The organism is Methanosarcina sp. A14, from assembly GCF_001729375.1.
GTDB lineage: Archaea > Halobacteriota > Methanosarcinia > Methanosarcinales > Methanosarcinaceae > Methanosarcina > Methanosarcina barkeri.
This window is the reverse complement of record NZ_LZPK01000350.1, coordinates 1-18336: the sequence shown is the minus strand read 5'-3', so window position 1 is coordinate 18336 and position 18336 is coordinate 1. Positions and strand designations below refer to the sequence as shown.

Annotated in this window: 16 protein-coding genes and 2 pseudogenes; 6 read left to right on the top strand and 12 right to left on the bottom strand. The window is 34.9% G+C overall.

The window, feature by feature from the left end:
* Positions 1-102 precede the first annotated feature (102 nt).
* Positions 103-807 carry a metalloregulator ArsR/SmtB family transcription factor gene (locus A9239_RS15165; protein ID WP_011308339.1) on the top strand — a complete coding sequence of 235 codons (705 nt, stop codon included), beginning with the start codon at positions 103-105 and terminating at the stop codon, positions 805-807.
* A gap of 521 nt (positions 808-1328) precedes the next feature.
* Positions 1329-1787, top strand: a complete 459-nt coding sequence (locus A9239_RS19730; RefSeq protein WP_176722170.1) for a hypothetical protein — start codon at positions 1329-1331, stop codon at positions 1785-1787.
* Between the two features lie 65 nt (positions 1788-1852).
* On the opposite strand, the gene A9239_RS15155 is transcribed toward A9239_RS19730, so the two are convergent.
* Positions 1853-2785: a Fic family protein gene (locus A9239_RS15155; protein ID WP_052712728.1), complete on the bottom strand. Its 933-nt coding sequence runs from the start codon at positions 2783-2785 to the stop codon at positions 1853-1855.
* Between the two features lie 280 nt (positions 2786-3065).
* Positions 3066-3367, bottom strand: a pseudogene (locus tag A9239_RS20650) (IS21 family transposase); the annotation flags it as partial.
* A 190-nt stretch (positions 3368-3557) separates the two neighbouring features.
* Here A9239_RS20650 and A9239_RS15145 point away from each other — a divergent pair.
* Entirely contained in the window at positions 3558-4907 is a 1350-nt protein-coding gene (locus A9239_RS15145) for a sensor histidine kinase (protein WP_048118726.1), read from the top strand.
* Positions 4908-5414: 507 nt separating this feature from the next.
* On the opposite strand, the gene A9239_RS15140 is transcribed toward A9239_RS15145, so the two are convergent.
* The 3 genes from A9239_RS15140 to A9239_RS15125 form a co-directional block, all read right to left on the bottom strand.
* Positions 5415-5786 (bottom strand): hypothetical protein, encoded by a 372-nt coding sequence (locus A9239_RS15140; RefSeq protein ID WP_080941495.1) that lies wholly within the window; start codon positions 5784-5786, stop codon positions 5415-5417.
* 325 nt (positions 5787-6111) lie between these two features.
* Positions 6112-6405, bottom strand: a complete 294-nt coding sequence (locus tag A9239_RS15130; RefSeq protein ID WP_048118705.1) for a DUF86 domain-containing protein — start codon at positions 6403-6405, stop codon at positions 6112-6114.
* 54 nt (positions 6406-6459) lie between these two features.
* On the bottom strand, positions 6460-6765 hold the full coding sequence (locus A9239_RS15125) for a nucleotidyltransferase family protein (protein ID WP_048118702.1): 306 nt from the start codon (positions 6763-6765) through the stop codon (positions 6460-6462).
* Positions 6766-7625: 860 nt separating this feature from the next.
* On the opposite strand from A9239_RS15125, the gene A9239_RS15120 reads away from it, so the two are divergent.
* Positions 7626-7844 (top strand): type II toxin-antitoxin system HicB family antitoxin, encoded by a 219-nt coding sequence (locus A9239_RS15120; RefSeq protein WP_048155085.1) that lies wholly within the window; start codon positions 7626-7628, stop codon positions 7842-7844.
* Positions 7844-8068 carry a type II toxin-antitoxin system HicA family toxin gene (locus tag A9239_RS15115; protein ID WP_048131891.1) on the top strand — a complete coding sequence of 75 codons (225 nt, stop codon included), beginning with the start codon at positions 7844-7846 and terminating at the stop codon, positions 8066-8068. Before A9239_RS15120 ends, A9239_RS15115 begins: the two co-directional genes overlap by 1 nt.
* Positions 8069-8764: 696 nt before the next feature.
* Here the strand turns inward: A9239_RS15115 and A9239_RS15110 are convergent.
* From A9239_RS15110 to A9239_RS15090, 6 genes and pseudogenes are all read right to left on the bottom strand, one after another.
* Positions 8765-9214 carry a hypothetical protein gene (locus A9239_RS15110; RefSeq protein ID WP_048155088.1) on the bottom strand — a complete coding sequence of 150 codons (450 nt, stop codon included), beginning with the start codon at positions 9212-9214 and terminating at the stop codon, positions 8765-8767.
* Positions 9215-9217: 3 nt separating this feature from the next.
* Entirely contained in the window at positions 9218-10531 is a 1314-nt protein-coding gene (locus tag A9239_RS15105) for a DUF3696 domain-containing protein (protein ID WP_048155091.1), read from the bottom strand.
* 384 nt (positions 10532-10915) lie between these two features.
* Positions 10916-11113 (bottom strand): annotated as a pseudogene (locus A9239_RS18555) (argininosuccinate synthase); the annotation flags it as partial.
* A 437-nt stretch (positions 11114-11550) separates the two neighbouring features.
* Entirely contained in the window at positions 11551-12135 is a 585-nt protein-coding gene (locus A9239_RS15100) for a hypothetical protein (protein WP_048155094.1), read from the bottom strand.
* A 5-nt stretch (positions 12136-12140) separates the two neighbouring features.
* On the bottom strand, positions 12141-13067 hold the full coding sequence (locus tag A9239_RS15095; protein WP_048155097.1) for a nucleotidyltransferase: 927 nt from the start codon (positions 13065-13067) through the stop codon (positions 12141-12143).
* Positions 13068-13366: 299 nt separating this feature from the next.
* On the bottom strand, positions 13367-14488 hold the full coding sequence (locus A9239_RS15090) for a hypothetical protein (protein WP_048155099.1): 1122 nt from the start codon (positions 14486-14488) through the stop codon (positions 13367-13369).
* Positions 14489-14922: 434 nt separating this feature from the next.
* Between A9239_RS15090 and A9239_RS15085 the strand changes: the two genes are divergently transcribed.
* Positions 14923-16770, top strand: a complete 1848-nt coding sequence (locus A9239_RS15085; protein ID WP_141706482.1) for a lipopolysaccharide assembly protein LapB — start codon at positions 14923-14925, stop codon at positions 16768-16770.
* A gap of 58 nt (positions 16771-16828) precedes the next feature.
* Here the strand turns inward: A9239_RS15085 and A9239_RS15080 are convergent, their stop codons facing one another.
* Positions 16829-18016: an argininosuccinate synthase gene (locus A9239_RS15080; RefSeq protein WP_048155105.1), complete on the bottom strand. Its 1188-nt coding sequence runs from the start codon at positions 18014-18016 to the stop codon at positions 16829-16831.
* Positions 18017-18336: the final 320 nt, after the last annotated feature.

Here is an 18336-nt window from a genome sequence, read left to right as displayed (position 1 = left end):
GATCAATTGAATATTTAAATCATATGGTAAAATTGTATTTAAGCATAACGATGAATTACGACTTAGAACAGATAAAAAAACGAGATGAATCAGGAAGTTTTTATGGAAAAAGAAACCCGTGTGTTTAAAGATAGCGTTTATGCGCAGCTCGCCAGAATCGGAAAGGCTATTTCAAGTCCTCGAAGACTGGAGATATTGGACATTTTGATGCAGGGATCCAAAACGGTCGAAACAATCGCCCGTGAAACGGATATGAGTGTTGCAAATACATCCCAGCATCTGCAAACTCTGCTTGAATCCAGGTTGGTAGAGTATGAGAAGCGTGGAGTTTACTCATATTACAAATTGGCAGATCGAAAGGTGGCGAATTTCATCTTATCTTTACAGCTTTTAGCCGAAAAGCGTATTACGGAACTTCAAAAGCTTCGGGAGGAAATTTACACTAACAGAGATAATATAGAACAAATAAAAATGAGTGAACTCATTGTCAGAATGAAAGAAGGCAATGTGACTTTAATTGATGTAAGGCCGAAAGAAGAATATGAGATGATGCACATTCCAGGAGCTAATTCTATTCCTCTCGAAGATTTGGAAAAGCATTTAGCTACTTTACCTATAAATCAAGAAATTGTTGCTTATTGCCGTGGTCGTTGCTGCTTACTGTCTGTAGAAGCAGTGGAGATATTAAGAGCTCATGGCTTTAAAGCTGTGCGTTTGGAGGCAAGCGTTCAGGAATGGCTTTCACAAAATGATGATGAATATAATAACGCTCATAATTGCTGCAACAAAAAAAACAGCATTATCTAATGAAATGTTGCATTAATTAACCTAATGACTATAGATAATTAGGATATGGCAGTGTATCGAATTTTCTGTAAATTCAGAGTCAAATTTTTGTATACTGATCATAATTCAGTTCTTTCGATGTTGGATTCTCCAACGACTAATTTATTAATATTTTTGATTTTACATAAAAATTGACACACTACCACGGATATTTATATGAAGGGTTCTGTTGCATAAAATCTAGATTTTTTACAAAATCAGTTAAAACCTTCACAATTAGAAAAGGTAACCGTTCTCACCACTCGGCCTAAACACTTATTTTTCTCGATGTCTGCAGACTCCGAGAAAAATGCCTATGTGTTTATCATAGAATTTTTGCATTTGATGAAAGTTTATCGAAGGAATCAAGAAAATTCTGATATGATGTATAACAGCTGGGTTTACACTCTTATAGCCAAAAAAACGAACCTTTAATAAAAGTTCGTATTTTAGTTCTTATAGAATATGCGAAACCATTTCAGGATAGAACAGGAATAATTACAATGCAGAAAAAATATCTTCTGTGGGACTTTGATAATACATTGGCATATCGGGATGGAATGTGGGGGCAAACTATATACGATCTATTACAGGAACATGGATACAGCAGCATTAGACTTGAGGATATTCGTCCACTTCTTACCAGAGGATTTCCCTGGCACACTCCGGAAATATCTCACGAAGAGTTTTTTGGAGGAATCCAATGGTGGGATTACATGACATTGCACTTTTCTAAAATAATACATCAACTTGGGATTAATGAAACATTATCATCCAAAATTGCAGGTCAAATAAAAATAAACATGAACTCATTAGAAACTAAAAAACCCGCGATTTTTGCAGATTTAAAGGAGTTTAGAAGGAGCCCTTCGCGAGCTTTTTTGGAAAAAGTGATCTTTTTCCTTTTGGAAAGGATTTTTCTGATTGAAGTGAATTTCTTTTTATGTTCAACTCAGCTTTAATATATTTTTATTGCTGGCGGTATGCTGAAATCTGCTCCCGAATACAATTGGTAGGAAAAATGAAATTAAACATCCTTTTTCCCATGCTCCGACAGATATTGCTCAATTGCACGTTTTGAACTATGCCATGTTTTTCCGATTTTTACTGCATCCAGGAGCCCCTGTCTAGATCGCAGGCTAAGATATTCCTGAGAATAAGGAGTTTCTATAGCAAGTTCTCTGAGAGGTAGAAGTTCATCGTTTCCTCCTGAAATGGAGAGATATAGAGTCAGGTTTTCATCTACGGCTTTTGCAATGAAATTGGCAAATGGCTCCAGGTTTCCAGAATCTGCGGCTCTAAGGGATTTGTAATATTTTCCTCTATCCTCTTTTTTGAGTATGACAGGAGGATAATCTCTTGTCATCAAATACAGATTTGTAAGAAGCCGAGCTACTCGGCCGTTTCCATCAATGAAAGGATGAATTTCAACAAACCTGTGATGCAGGAAGGAAGCTGTTTCAATTGGATGTTCCTTGCTTTCAGTTATCGTTTCAATAAGCTCATCCATCAATTTGATGATCTTTGACCAGTCGGGTGGAGTCTTTACTGCACCTGCTATTCTCACATTTCTTGTGCGGTACTTTCCGGCGTCCTCAAGTATGCCTCGGGTTACGATTTTGTGAATCTCCTGAATTGTGACATGGTCTATTGCACGTTTCTTTTTTGCCAACTCTTCCATTCGGTCAAAAGCTTTCGCATTGTTGCTCGCTTCAAGATGTTCTCTAAGCGATTTTCCGCCAATAGTTAGCCCTTCTTCCAGAACAAGTTTTGTCTCCTGAAGTGTTAGTGTATTTCCTTCTATCGCATTGGAGTGATAAGTATGAACCAGCCTCATTTCTTCATGTAGCCTTGCTAAAGCATCTGCAGGAATAGACCGCATGAAGTTTAGCTGCTTCATTTTTTCATTTATTCGTGCAAGAAGTTCTTCTTGAATCAGGGATGTATCGGTATGTGTCATAATTTGATGTATCCGATATGAGCCCCCTGGTATATATCGGTATCGGCAATTTTTAGAGTTATCCGATATAACTATTTTTTATTTATTTCACCTTAGTTAAAGTATATTTTTCCTGCTGGCGGTCTGCTGGAATCTTCCCCGAAAACGGTTGTAAAATTGAAATAAGATTGCAAAACCGTTGTTTTTCAGATTTAAAAATATAAGAGTTAGAAAGACTCCTTTGCAGGCGCAAAAAGTTTTATTTTAGTTTTTAACGAGTAATTCAGGTACTTTATTTTGATTTGGCGTTTCTTACAAAATCTTTTACGCTAGTTTCTCCTCCATCAAAGCCCATATTCTGGATTTCACGATAGAGACAAGTAGAGGCACAGGAATCTTCATTAATCCTTTTGAGTATGTAAGTTTATATGGGTCAAGTTTACTGGGTCTTGTTAGACATTTGTAAGGTTCAGGCTGCATCTTCAGATTGAGATATTTCCTCACAGTTTTCCTATCGTGATCTATCTGTCTGGCGATTTCACTGATACAGAAGCCTTTTGAATGCAACACTTGTATTAATAACCATTCTTCCTTTTTCAGCATTATTTATTATTGATATGATTTAGATTTTCCAATCTAAAAAGAATCATAATAGAAAATGAACCTCAATTGATTCCAGAAATATTCTTTTTTCGTTTTATGGAGTAATTGCTATATAATGTAGTGAAAACTTCACTACATTATTTATACATTTTAAAGAACTATATATCAAGTTAATAAATGGAGATTATAAATGGCCAAAGTCATAAAGAAAAAAGAACAAATTAACGCCACAGTATCTCCATGGATCAAAAAACAGTGCCTGGAACTAGCTAATACTCCCGAATTTTCTAGCATTTCCGATGTGGTATCTCTAGCATTATCTGAATTTTTTGGAAAATACGAGTATATAAAGACTAAGGAATTAAAGGAACATGAGACTCGACTTCCTGATTTAATTGAAGTCCTCATGAAAACTAAAGAAGGTAAAGAATGGCTTAAATCTGTTTATGAGATCGGAACTAAAAAAATCAATTATTCAAGAGAAAAAAACTGTCTTTTAGAACAAAATATTGAAGGTCTTATAGGACTCAGAGTAAAAGAAAACTTTGTACCAATAGTCATAGATGGAGATCTAGAAGGCGTCACAGGTTACGATAAAGAGGATTTTCTTTCCGGTAAAATTAAGTGGGTAGAAATAATTAAACCCGAAGATCGTTTATTAGCTTGTGAAAGCTTAAAAAAAGCTATGTATGAGTCAGATATCTCTACCGAAATAGAGTACAGAATATTAAGAAAGGATGGGGAAACAAGATGGGTTCTGCAAATTTTCCAGAAACTTCCAGCAGACTCCAGATCACAAGGATGTGTACAAAGTTTAATTCGCGATATTACAAAAAGAAAAACTTCAGATTTTACTCTTAAAAAAACGTATGAAGCTCGTATGAAAGAAATCCACCACAGGACCAAAAATAACTTGCAAGTAATCTCGTCTCTTCTCAGCCTCGAAGCTGACAGATCTACCGATGCAAAAATGCTTGAAGCGTTTCGGGAAAGCCAGAATCGGATTACCTCCATGGCTCTGATTCATGAAGAACTCTACAAAGGGAACAAAGTAAATAATCTTGACTTTGCAGATTATCTCCAAAAACTCACGAATAATCTTTTTCATTCATACAGATTAAGAAATGAGGAAATCAGCCTGAAGCTTGAACTTGAAAAGATATACCTGGACATGAATACCGCAATCCCACTCGGAATTATTGTCAATGAACTGATCTCAAATGCTCTGAAGTATGCTTTTCCAGCCCAAAAAGGTGGAAAAATCCATGTAAGTCTTCATACAACAGAAAAATGTGAAAAAATACATAAAAGTGTCAGAAACTTAGGAACAGAACAAAACTGTATAAATAAAGAAAAATTTCAGTTTATTTTGATAGTATCCGATAATGGAAATGGATTTCCTGAGGAGATCAATCATCAGAATACGGATTCTCTCGGACTCCAGATTGTGAACATTCTTGTTGAACAAATAGAAGGTTACATTGAACTTAAAAGGAATAATGGAACTGAATTCAGCATTTACTTTAACAAATTGGTATAGAGCCCTTTTTATTTACTTTAGCAAATTGAGGCTCTGGTCCAAAATCCAGTGATTTTTGCATTTTTTGATTGAAAATCTGAATTAGTAAGAAAAATATGGTTTGGCTCTTCGTTGTTTTGTATGGCTATCTTCATAATGTTCTCATAAAATCCAGCGTGGTCTTGAATTGAAAATATTATCCATAGAGAATGACGAAGAGCCTATGGTTTTCACTCAAATAAATATTCGATACATAAAGACCTCAATCCCTAAGTTGTATCACAAGGATTGTGACCAATTACAAAATCTAGTGATTTTGAATTTTACATTCATTACTAGATTTTGATACTGAGTCCGCAGGGCCTTTTTGATAAAAGTGATCTTTTCCTTTAGGGGGAGGTTTTTCTGATTGAGGTGAACTTCTCTTCACGTTCATTTCAGTTTTAATATATTTTTCCGGCCGGCGGTCTGCTGAAATCTTCCCCGAGTACGTTTGTTACAAAAAGATAGCTAAAAAACTTGAGTTTATTACTTCGCTCTCCGTGCTAAAAAGGTAGAACTGTCTCCGAGATGAAACCTAAACTCGCCTTCCAGTACGTCTTTTTCTTTTATCCTGACCCAACCACTGCCAAATACATGGTCGCACTCTTCATTTCCTTCCCAGGTGAATTCAAACCTTTTACCATCAACATAATCAACGATCTTTCCGTCTATAAAGCCATAAACTAAACCAAATTGAAAATTCCCCATGTTGTCTGGCTTTATCGTAATATAAGCCTGAACTTCCATGTTGAAATAATCCTCATCCCATAATTCCATCTCATAAATGTGCCATGTCCCTGTGAAGTCCATATTTTTAATTCTTTTTCCTCGAATAAAAACATCGTTATACAATATCATAAACTTGAAATTTAAGGGGACTATTAATTCGGTAAATTGCAGATTTGTAAGAAGCCCTCCGCAGGGCCTTTTTGATAAAAAGTGATCTTTCCCCTTTTGGGAGGGGTTTTCTGATTGAAAATAAACTTTTCTTCCAGTTCAATTCAGTTAAAATATATTTTTCCGGCCGGCGGACTGCTGGAATCTTCCCCAAATACGGTTGTTAAGAAAAGTGAAATCAAAAACCTGCGAATTTTGTAGATTCAAACGAAGTTTATAAGGAGCCCGCTGCAGGTCTTTTTTGATAAAAGTGATCTTTTTCTTTTGGGGAGATTTTTATGATCATTTACATCTCGTCCAATATACGTTTGATATCAGGCTTTGCTTCGGGAATACCCTCTTTAACGGATAGCCAGACTACTTTTAGGTTCACTCCGAAGTAAGCATGAATCAATTTGTCTCGTATCCCTGCCAGATCTTTCCAAGGAACGGAAGGATATTTTTCACGTATTTCAAATGGGACATTCTTTGTTGCTTCGCCAATGATCTCTAGAGCCCTAACTACTGCAAACTGCGTTTTACGATCTTCGGTAAATTCTTCAAATGTCCAGCCGTTGATAAATTCTTCTGCTGCTTCCATTGCATCATAGATATCCTGGATATAGTCTTTTACTTCACGAATTTTAATCCCTCTTCAAACAGCTTCAACTTCACTCAGGATATGTTTACCTATATTCGGCTTCAGTGCATCTTTCATAACAAGGTCTACCTTAATACCCAGAGCATCCGAAAGGTAGTTTTCAAGATTGACAAATTTAAAAATAGTAGGAGTCTTGCTGAACTCAACGAGTATGTCCAGATCACTTCCTGATTTTTGCTCCCCCCTTATGTAAGACCCAAAAATTCCCAGGTAGCTGACGTGGTACTTTTCTTTAAGCTCAGGGAGCATCTCATGGAGTTTCTGGATGTAAGTGTCAGCTTCTTTTCGGTTTTCCGGCATTTTTTCAGGCTCTATTTAGTTTCTTTTTGAGATAATATAGTATTTTGCGGTTGTAGTATTTATAATTACTAAAGAAGGAGGGTGAAATCTTCTTTACATTCAACTCAATTAAAGGCTCTTCGCTGCTTTGTATGGGTTGAAAATAATTGGCTAGTTAGAAAGTATTCCGATCAAATATGAGAACATCAAACATGAATGTGATTTTCAAAAAAACTGTTTTCATATCTGATATATACTACTTCAATATCTAGAAGCTAAATGCAAGTTACCCACTCGAAATAGCGAAGAGCCCAATTAAAATATATTTCTCCGGCCGGCGGACACTGGAATCTTCCCCGAAAACGTTTGTAGATATTGAAAAACTGAAAACCTGTAAGTTTTCTAAATTTAAAAGAGTTTATAAGGAGCCCGTCACAGGGCCTTTTTGATAAAAGTGATCTTCCCCTTTTGGGACTCAGTTCCAAAATCTAGTGATGAATGTATAACTAAAAATCACTAGTGTCGAGTCAATCGTCAAGGATTCAATGATCCCGAATAATTGCAATCGATTTTATACGACATTTTGTGTTTGACTCAACACTAGATTTTGGAACTGATTACAATCCTTGTGATTATGCTTATAGATTGAAGGCTTCACATATCGAATATTAATTTTTATTGGAGACTGAATTCTTTTTAAGAATTTAGATTTTCAATCACGAAATTAAAAAATCACTAGATTTTGGAACAGAGTCCCTTTTGGGAGGATTTTATGATTGAATATGAAAACCTGGTAACCAATTATGTTCCACTAAATCTGTCTGAAAGTAGATCCTCTTACCCATAACAATTTAAGTAAAAAAGCCTTATAACCGATATTTATGCGGTTCAAAATTATCCTTGAGGAAGATGAAGAAGTAGGCGGATTTATTGCCAGTTGCCCGGCTTTAACAGGCTGTTTTTCACAGGGAGATACGGTAGAAAAAGCTATTGAAAATATTAAAGAAGCGATTCAGGCTTGTTTGGAATCTCTGGCGGAAGACGAACTACAGGAATGCATTGGGAAACCTTCCTGCAGAGTAGTTGATGTGGTTGCTTAATGTCTGGACTTCCTGTAATTTCCGGAATGCAGGCAATTAAAGCTTTTTCTAAAGCTGGCTGGCTCCCTCACCGGCAGGTAGGAAGTCACGTTGTCCTGAGAAAAGAAGGCTCTAAAGTTACGCTGACCGTTCCGAAGCACAAAGAACTGAAACCGGGTCTTTTAAGAAATTTGATAAAAGCTTCAGGACTGACAGTGGAAGAATTTGAAGCTCTTTTGAAGTAAGATTTTTGTGATTCAGCCGTTTTACTTCATGAGCTCACTTATGAAGGATCTCTTCTTTCCTCGACATATTAAATCAGTTGAAATATATTTTTTCTGCCGATGGTCTGCTGGAATCTACCTCAAATACATTTGTAGATATTGAAAAACTGAAAACCTGTGAGTTTTCCAAATTTAAAGGAGGTTAGAAGGAGCCCGCCGCAGGGCCTTTTTGAAAAAAGTGATCTTTTCCTTTTGGGGAGATTTTTCTGATTAAAGTGAACCCTTCTCCACGTTCATTTCAGTTTTAATATATTTCTCCGGCCGGCGGACTGCTAAAATCTTCCCCGAGTACGTTTGTTAAGAAACGAGTTATGAAAAGTGAAAGTGAAAACTTCGTGATTTTTGTATCTTTATAAGGGGCATTTTACAGGGCTTCATTAGATTCAGCGATTCTGTGAATAAAATGGGTAGAGAATATTATAATTTACAGAGCTTTCGTTACATTGCCAAATATGGCAGTGTCTCAAATTTGCTGTAAATTTGAAGTCAAGTTTTTGCATAGTATGGAGAAAATTGATCTGCCGATACGGAATTTTCTACCCAATAACTTATTGAGATTTGTGATTTTACAGAAAAATTGGCACACTGCCAATTTGTCACTATTCCTCACTTAACCGAAGACGTATGAAGGAGAATCTAAATTATCTATTTCTAAAGTCATTTATTCAATTCCAATAATCCAGCAGAAATATCTAATAACTTGATATCAGCACTATCTAGACAAACCTGTGCCGTTCTAAAATGATATTCTTGGGCAATCAATATTCCATTGTTCATTTTGAGAGCAACTTGAACATAAACCACATCCTTTTTACCAAAATCTCTGCTTTGGATCAATCTCTCAATACATATTGGGATTTCCGCGTCTGCTTTTACCTTTTTCCATTTTTTCTCAACGATGGTGAACCATTCTTTGAGGAATCTTCCATTGCCTTCAATAGGCATTTCTGCGTTTGGGATTTTACATGTGAGTAATCTCTTGTATTCTTTTAAGATTTCTTTGGATATTTTTAGATTATGTTCTTTTACATTTTCAAGTAATTTCTTTGCCTCCTTGTTCCCCCTACAGACTTCTCCCAGTATGTTGGCATCTAATACTAGCTCCATTTTTCACCCTTCATCCATTTTGTCAAATACAATATCTGTCCTTTCTACAACTTCATTGAATCGTTCTTCAAAGAATCCTTCGGGGAAATTCACCATTTGACCGTCTTCATTTATATCTATTCTTAAAATTTTTGTTCCATCAGTTGATGGATCAAAATAATATATGGCTACATCATCTGGAGATATATCGCCCTTCACAACATGGGTGCAAACACGCGATATAATAAGATCGCTATGTGTCTCAACAATTATCGATTTTTTTAAATTATTTACACTATCTACTAACAAATCTCCCATAGATGCCTGACCCTTCGGATGTAAATGGATTTCTGGTTGTTCAATAAGAAGCGTTGAACTATCTGGATTAAAACATTCTACAATAATTGGGAGAAGTTGTGAGACTCCAAAACCAACATCAGCTATGGTGACCCAAGTACCTGTGTGATAATCCTTTAACAGAATCTCATACCTCCTAGAACCTTTTCTTAGTTCTTCCAGTTTAAATTCAGAAGAAATATTAAACTCTTTAAACCATTTTTTTACTAAGAAACGCATTTCTTTTGATAGAAGAATCTCATCAACGGCCCATTGTCCATATTTTCCTACTTCGTGTGGCGCTGCTCCACTTTGTGTATAGAGACGTTTAGGTTCAGTTCTAGAAGGTCCAATGTGAGACATGCTTCTAAAAAAAGCATCTAAGTCCCTATTCGCTTCATTACTTACTATGAAAGGCTGAAGATATCTTTGCCCATTTTTGAGATGTTTATCGTTATCTAACAGTTTGACGGGAATAAATTGTGAGATATTCTTCCTATAAACGGATATCTTTCCTGCAAAAATATCTGGCTTCTCTATAGTAAAGGAGTATTTGTTTTTTCCAAGCCAGCTGACATTAAAAGAAACTAGTTTTTCCTTTATTTCATTTGTTTTATATTCATTATATGAATATTTATTAAGGATTATTTCTCCCGCGTAAAATCCTCTTTTCACCAGTTTATACACAAACTTATAGCGTTTAAGTAACGAATCTTCAGAATTATACGAATTCGATCCCACATCAAATTCTATCTCAAGTTCTTGTTTTTCATCATGGTTCCAGATTATGTCTTTGTATGAACCTAAATCAATATAGTCTTGAAGGATAAGAGGAGTATTTTCATCAGAACTTTTTACAGTTTGTTTTAATGCCAGTAACACCTGAAAAGCACTTGATTTTCCCGAGCTGTTAGGGCCTACAAAAAATGTAATAGGTTTTATGTCCAGTGAGTCAATATTTTTCAATGCTTTAAAATTTTTAATTTTTATTCTTTTTAACATTGTCCCACCATGAAATTCCAAACTTTTTAGTCACTCTTTTACCTAGTATTTTTTTATGTATGTGCTTAAACAGTTACTATTATTAAACTATTTTGAAATTATTACAAAATTTGTAATTTAAGATATGATTCTTTTCTGTATAAAATCAAATACTTTCTGTCTAGTCTTTAGTAGCCTTTACATTTAATAAGTCTTAAACAATTTGACAGAAGTATACATTTTATAATGTATAAATAGGCTTCAGGCTTTTGTTTTCTTCATATAATTTAAATTTATCTCGTGTGTTTGTTGAATTTTGAAATTCTTCATTTTACCACAAGTAATGTGTCAATGCAAAGTGTTTTTTGTAAGAAAATACTGTATTAATTAATAGTTTATGTCAAATTAGAGATACATCCTCACTTGGAACCCATGATACTTCGCAACCTCTTCTGAGTCCTTCTGGTAAATGGTCTGGCTGTCAAACGAAACCAGGTCCTCGGAATAAAGTGCATTCGGTGAGCTGCGGGCAAGGATTGTAAGTGCGCTTTTGTAGAACCTGACTTTCACCATACCTGTGACCCTTTCCTGGGACTTGTCGATAATTCATTTTAAATATATTTATCCTGCCGGCGGTCTGCTTAAATCTACCCCCGAATACGTTTGTTAAGATAATGTTAAGAAAAACGAAATTGACAAACCCGCGATTTTCGCAGCTTTATAAGGGGCACTTTGCAGGGCTTCTTTAGATTAAGCGATTCTTTTTTCATCCGGAAGATTCTCTGATTCAAGCGAAATTTTTCAGGTGAGTTATATATTAAGGAAAAAACATCAGAATCAGGCTTGTGAATACGAAATGAAAATATTCTTCCATCACTAAATCAGTTAAAATATATTTTCCTGCAGGTAGTCTGCTCAAATCTTTCCGGAATACATTTGTAGAAAAATGTAAAATAAAAAATATGTGCTCTTTTGCTGATTTATAAGGCATATTTTCAAACAAGCCTTTTGTATTCTTTATTCAATTTAATTTTATGTAATTATTTTTTTCTTTCCAAAAATATTTCTCCATGAGTTTGCCTATCCTTACAAGTGAAATAGCTTCCCTCAAGTCGATCAATTTCATCAAAATCTAAAAAAGTAACTCCATAATGTTTGTGTAGAGTTGCGACAGAACTAGACAAAGGTTCATTGAAGTATTGGTACACCAATCGAGCCTCTGACAACGATATCGAAGCAGTCTTGCTTTTTGATTTTGAATTACTAGTTTTCAAAACTATAGATATAGAACTCCAAGTCTGCTTAATGTTGACCTCTACATCGATTTCTTCTCCTTTGCCATAACTTGTTTTTATGCGGCCATTCCACTTTCCACTTAAATTTGGGATCTTGGAGAATTTAAGTTTCCATAAATATCTGTCATAAGAATAGAAAAAAATCATAAATACAATCGCAAAAAATGACATTTGAGGAATATATGGTATATGGCTAAAGTAAGGAAGGCTATTAAAATAATCTACAAACGAATTTAATAATTTAAGGATTACAATAGAAGTTATAAATGCTAAGCTTCCCATAGATCCTAATACTTTAATTCTGTTATTATCAGTGGAATATGGATGCATGATCTTTACCAGTTGTTCCAGAGGTTTATCGCCTTGTTGATGAAATTTTTAGCATTAGTCACAGACCATTGGTCGGGAGAGTTACCAAATAAATTTATTTGGCAATTCTGACACTTAAAAACTTTTATATCTTTGGAACTTAAGTATGATAAGATGTTATGAACAGTTTTTTGATGGCTTGATTCAAATTCAGAATTGGGAACATTATAAAGTAGACATTCGATGAAATATGAAGGAGCCTCATCTATTTTTATAATATTTTTATCTACAAGATGAGATCTTATATTTTTGAAGATTCTGATTGTACTATTAAACATGCCGTTTGTTTGTTGACTCTTAGAAGTACCATTTTTATCATGGTATTTTGGGTAATTAATAATCCACCTTCCATCAGTTGATCTAAATTTTATTCCTTCTATGTAATAATAATTATACGGACCTTTTTTATAATACCTCATTCTATAATGATAATGATCCCGAGCTTCAGAACGATTCACATATAATCGATGTTGCATACAAACAACAACGTCTGCATCTAAGTATGGAGTTTCTACATTTATGCATTTATTCCCCTCACTAACAGTAAAACTACTCATATTTCTTAACGCTTTGATCACATCGTATCTAAACTGTTCCCATTGATATGATGATTTTGAAAGAAACTTTAATAGTAATTGTTTATCATTGTATGATAAATTGTCTAAATCTTGACTATAAAAGGAATTCAATTGTACAACAATGTCAACGTCACTATTACTTCGGACTGTAGTTGAATTTTTGTATGAGCCTTGTAGATAGATTTCATAGTTGGGTTTTCCATTCGGCCAATTATATATTTCCAATACTTTACGTATTGATTCATGGGCATCTTTAAATTTAGCCTGTGAACCAGGGTTAGCCCATATTTGCAACTGACTCTCAGGTATTACCATGATATATAATCCTAAATTTATGGTTGTAAATATGAAAGAATATATAAATTGTATTTCTACAAAATATAGTAAATTAAATTCAATAGTTATATATCGAATGTAGTATTTAATTTATCTACTTCAATTTTCAACCAGTCATTTAGAATCTTCCCCTATCAACAATTCACTTAAAATATATGTTTCCTGCCGGTGGTCTGCTGGAATCTTCCCCGGGTACGTTTGTAAAAAAAGAGAAACTAATAACTCACGATTTTGTATATTTTGCAGGAGCTCTTTATTTCAATTTGCTATTTTTGATATCAAAATAATACTTTACTAAGGATTTCATCCATTACTCTAAAATGTAAACTTTCCCTAAATTCGTTAGAAGAACCGAAATCAATAGACTCTTTATTTTTTTCTTTATCAACATCGGTAATTTTGTCAATAAAATCCTTTAATTGAGAATTTATTAACTGTGGTAGAACTTCAGAAAAGATGTTGATATTGCCCAAAGCAATTGCTCCAAATTGTTTAATATCAATTTCTTCATGAATTCTGTTTATTATTGTGTTAAAAGTTTCTTCACCGTCAAAGAAGTGCTTGTATGCCTCCATCAGTTCTTCCTTTTTCTTTGCATCCACCTCTACTGCGGCTTCAATGATACTAAATTTTTTGTTTGAGTCGGGGTATGTAAGGTTAAATGATATCGGTGTTTTTGATTTTCTGATAATTTTTGAAATTACATTTACTACGTTATCATTTTCTGTTAAAAACTTAAAAGAATCCAAAATTTGAAGTTTAGGATCAGTTTTTTTAGAAATCCAGTTTCTAAGACAATTTCTATCTAATGATTTTTCAGGTAGACTATTGTAGAATTTCTCAAAATTTGTTTCTTCGTTGATTATGAATTCAATTCTCTTTTCATTAATACTAATTTTTGAAGCTATTTTTTCTTCATGCCTTTGTAAGTAGAACTGGAAAACACCTAATAATATACCAAGTACTGTGATTACGTTATAAAAAGAACCCAACGGATGAATATCTAATAAATTTGCGAAAAACAACAGTCCTAAAAAACATACCCAGATGATGCAAATAGGAAATAACTCATAAAGAGTGTTGAAAAAAAGTTGTTTGAATATAACGAGTAAGTTCTTAGTGTTCATGACTTTAAGCAATAAACTGAAATAGCGTTTCATACATTTGTCTTTCTTATCTATTTGTTCTAAGTTTTCGTTTTTATTTTTGATTTTTAAAAGATCGAATTTCCAAATAACATAATCTGTTTTTAGAACCATGAATGAGATCACAAATATAATTACATAAACAAAAGCAGGAATATTAGAAATGAAGTGATTAAAAAAAATTCCCATAAAAATATTGGCAAATAAAAAACTAAGAATCGAAATGCTTCTTAATATTTTTATTATATCATACATAAAAATCCTACTATGAAAAAACATAATTTTTTACAAAGTATTTATGTTGCTACCTTTTAAAACCTTCGATCTCTATATATTAGTTCTTCTCTGTATATTTATAAAAAGAAATAAAAATTGTGATAGAAGTTGCCTTTTTCTTTGGAGGGCTGTTTTCTGATTGAAGTGAAAATTTATTAATCTAGTTCAAGTTTTGGGAGCTATCAAAAGTGACCTTCTGTTATACAAAACCAAATATATTCAATTGATTCCAAACCAATTAAAACGTATTTTTCTAATTGACAGCACACATAGAATAGAGGATTTAGATTTTTTTCACATTGTCTTATTTCTACAGAAAAAGGAAATAATATTTATAATACAAATCAATTAAAATAATTAATATAAGTGAAGCCCGATCACAGGCAATAGATTAATTAGCACAATATCAAGAAGTGGCTGAAGGGATAAAGAGAAAAATGGCAGATTTGTTTTTATGGTTCAACGAAACTAAACAGGCTTTTGAAAGTGGAAACCCGGCATCATTATTTGGGGTATATGCTCTTTTAATAGTTTCAATAGTGCTAACATGGAAAGATATATGGTTACCCAAATATAGACTGAAATTTTTAATATTGTCTCTTTTTGGCTTTATTACTATAGAATTATGGAGTTTTGGTTTGCTTAATGGACTAACGCTTTATTTCGTATTAGTACTACTTGGAAGCCTTACATTAGTGTTCTATTACTCTTCTCGTAAACTTTTATGGCCATGTTCTTTAGTTGATTGTGAAGTTTCCAATTTTCTCATGGCTAATGAACCCGAAAAAGCAGAACAAATGCTGTACTATTATAGGCGATATTTCTTGGATTCAACGGGAAAATATTCATATAATATTCAGAAAGCAGCCATTGCTGCAGCAAAAGGTAACATGAGAAGTTCAGTAGAAATTCTCTTTAAAATTGATGAAAAAACACTTAATGAGGATGAGACTCTGCGTCTTGAACTAATAAAAGTAAATTATTATTCACAGTTGGGGGACTTTGATAGGGCAAAACAAACTGTGGAATATCTTTCTAAAATTTATGAAATTTCGGGGAAATACTTGATTCAAGTATATCTCATTCAGGCATTATCTGCAGAAGTTGAAGGAGATCTCAAGAAATCATCAGAGCTTCTTCTAAAAGCTATTAACATCTGTTCAGACGATACAGATGTATATTATCAAGTTGCACTAAATAATATGGGGAGAATTCGAAAGTTGGAAGGAAATTATACAGACTCTTTATATTATTATCAAAGAAAACTTAAGGCAGTAAAGTATTCGAGAAATAGAACATCAATCCACATTGCATATCAAAACGTTATCGGTTCACTTACTTTGGATCATAAATTAGACGAAGCAAATAAAAAAATTCAAGAGTATCACTCTTTTATTGATTCCAAAAATCCAAATGACTTATTAGAATACTATAACTGTCTCCTAGAACACTATAGGCAAACAGATGATCGCTACAACTTGTCTAAAATATTAGAGGAATTAAGGGAAAAAATGTATCCAAATATTTCACGAAAAGAACAGCTTATGTTTGATATATCCGAGTTGAGAATAAGATGGAATAGTAAATTATTGTCTCAAGTGTTTCTAAACCAGATAGAATCCCAATATACTGAGTATTCGGATTTTTCACCAGTGGAAAAATTCAAATGTTTCATGGAAATACACCATATCCTGCAAGATTTGAGCGAAACAGGATTATTGGGTGATCATGTAAACCTGTATAATACAAATAAGGAAAATATTCGAATCATCATACCTGGGCTGGAAAACTATCTCTACACAATTCCAGAGTATTGCATTTCAGAGAAATGTGAGACTATGTGGAATATAGTAAGAGCAAAGACGTGTAACGTTGATTATGATAGAGATGAAGTCCTTAGAATGCTCAAGGACATCAAAAAGACATACTCAGAACACGGGAATTTTATTGGAGCTTTTAATATTGGATTAGATATTTGTGATGAAGCTTGTGGGCAGAAGAGATATGAAGAAATGTGGGAGTTCACTCAGTTAGCAATAGATGAAATTCAACGACTTTACGGTCATCCGGTTGCAACTCCCGCATTTTTAAGAATTGCATACTATGCATATATCGCTGGAAAAGTGGAAATTTCTAGAAAATATATAGGGTTGTATGAAAAAACTGGTAATCATATTTCCCACTATTCAGATTGGATTCAAAATTATTATTATGCGGTCAAGCAAGAATTAGACAAAATTGATTATTTACAAAAGACTTGAATATTAAATTAAAAAGTAGAAGTCCATTCCTCTAAAAGGAACAGACAAAATCATTAACTTACTGCTTATCCATTACCTTCCTATACATCCTGGCCTGGAACCCGTGATACTTCGCAAACCCTTCTGAGTCCTTCTGGTCAATGGTCTGGCTGTCAAACGAAACCAGGTCTTCAGAATAGAGGGCATTCGGTGAGCTGCGGGCAAGGATCGTGAGGGCGCCTTTGTAGAGCCTGACTTTCACTATACCTGTAACTCTTTCCTGGGACTTGTCGATAAAGGCGTTCAGATCGGCATAAAGCGGCTCGTCCACAAGCCCGTAATAGGCAAGTTCAGACCACTGGTCGTCCACGATCTTCTTGAACTTGAGTTCGCTGCGGGTCAGGACGAGTTTCTCAAGGTCGGCGTGGGCTGCCAGAAGAACGGTTGCAGCCGGGTGTTCGTAGTTCTCGCGGGCTTTTAAGCCGAGCACGCGGTCTTCAATCATATCAGTTCGACCAACGCCGTTTTCGCCTGCAATTTCATTCATTTTCTTCACAAGGGCGTAGCCGCTCATTTTTTCGCCGTCAAGGGAAACCGGAACACCTGCTTCAAAGCCGATGTCAACAACCCTGGGCTGTTCAGGGGCTTTTTCAGGCGAGGTTGTCCACTCGAAGATCTCTTCCGGCGGGACAAACGAAGGGTCTTCAAGCCTGCCGCCTTCGATACTGCGGCTCCAGATGTTTTCGTCAACGCTCCAGGGCTTGGACTTTGTGACTTCCACCGGGATTCCGTGCTCTTTTGCGTAGTCGATTTCCCACTCGCGGGTCAGGTTCATCTCCCGCATCGGGGCAATAACATCCATGTCGGTCTGGCGGAAAACGGCCTCGAAACGGAGCTGGTCATTGCCTTTTCCTGTGCAGCCGTGGGCAAGGGCTACTGCTCCTTCTTTCCTGGCAGCCTCGACCACTTTTTTCGCGATCAACGGGCGGGCAATTGAAGTTCCCATTACATAGCCTTCGTAACTTCCGTTGGCTTTGATCAGTGGGAAGACGTAATCTTTAACGAACTCTTCCTTTGCATCGATCGTATAATGCTTGTTGCTGATCTTCTCTGCTTTTGCGTCTGCCCGCTTGATTTCCTCTTCAGGCTGGCCTACATCGACTGAAATCGTAACTACTTCGTCGTATCCGTACTTTTCCTTAAGGATAGGGATGCACACCGAGGTGTCAAGCCCTCCTGAATATGCAAGTGCAACTTTCTTTGCCATGCTTTTACTACCCCTTTAACTTATAGATTAAAACAAATAAGTGTGACAGGTGATTTGAACTTAAGATTGATGAATACTTAAACTTAAACTTGAGATTGATGAATACTTGAACTTAAACTTGAGATTGATGAGTACTTGAACTTGAGGAGTAACTTGAAACAGATGTAACGGATATAATAAGCCCGAATTAGATTAATAGTCTAAATAAATTATGTAAAAGATGGTAAGCAAGCCATCTTTTTTGGTTCAGAGAATTTAAGCAGAATTTCGGGCTGAAATTTCTATCTTTACTCGGTTTTCACCAGTTGGATTTTACCAGT

Coding starts and splice junctions, on each gene's coding strand:
- A9239_RS15165 (WP_011308339.1), top strand. CDS start 103: ATGGAAAAAGAAACCCGTGTGTTTAAAGATAGCGTTTATGCGCAGCTC.
- A9239_RS19730 (WP_176722170.1), top strand. CDS start 1,329: ATGCAGAAAAAATATCTTCTGTGGGACTTTGATAATACATTGGCATAT.
- A9239_RS15155 (WP_052712728.1), bottom strand. CDS start 2,785: ATGACACATACCGATACATCCCTGATTCAAGAAGAACTTCTTGCACGA.
- A9239_RS15145 (WP_048118726.1), top strand. CDS start 3,558: ATGGCCAAAGTCATAAAGAAAAAAGAACAAATTAACGCCACAGTATCT.
- A9239_RS15140 (WP_080941495.1), bottom strand. CDS start 5,786: ATGATATTGTATAACGATGTTTTTATTCGAGGAAAAAGAATTAAAAAT.
- A9239_RS15130 (WP_048118705.1), bottom strand. CDS start 6,405: ATGGAAGCAGCAGAAGAATTTATCAACGGCTGGACATTTGAAGAATTT.
- A9239_RS15125 (WP_048118702.1), bottom strand. CDS start 6,765: ATGCCGGAAAACCGAAAAGAAGCTGACACTTACATCCAGAAACTCCAT.
- A9239_RS15120 (WP_048155085.1), top strand. CDS start 7,626: ATGCGGTTCAAAATTATCCTTGAGGAAGATGAAGAAGTAGGCGGATTT.
- A9239_RS15115 (WP_048131891.1), top strand. CDS start 7,844: ATGTCTGGACTTCCTGTAATTTCCGGAATGCAGGCAATTAAAGCTTTT.
- A9239_RS15110 (WP_048155088.1), bottom strand. CDS start 9,214: ATGGAGCTAGTATTAGATGCCAACATACTGGGAGAAGTCTGTAGGGGG.
- A9239_RS15105 (WP_048155091.1), bottom strand. CDS start 10,531: ATGTTAAAAAGAATAAAAATTAAAAATTTTAAAGCATTGAAAAATATT.
- A9239_RS15100 (WP_048155094.1), bottom strand. CDS start 12,135: ATGCATCCATATTCCACTGATAATAACAGAATTAAAGTATTAGGATCT.
- A9239_RS15095 (WP_048155097.1), bottom strand. CDS start 13,067: ATGGTAATACCTGAGAGTCAGTTGCAAATATGGGCTAACCCTGGTTCA.
- A9239_RS15090 (WP_048155099.1), bottom strand. CDS start 14,488: ATGTATGATATAATAAAAATATTAAGAAGCATTTCGATTCTTAGTTTT.
- A9239_RS15080 (WP_048155105.1), bottom strand. CDS start 18,016: ATGGCAAAGAAAGTTGCACTTGCATATTCAGGAGGGCTTGACACCTCG.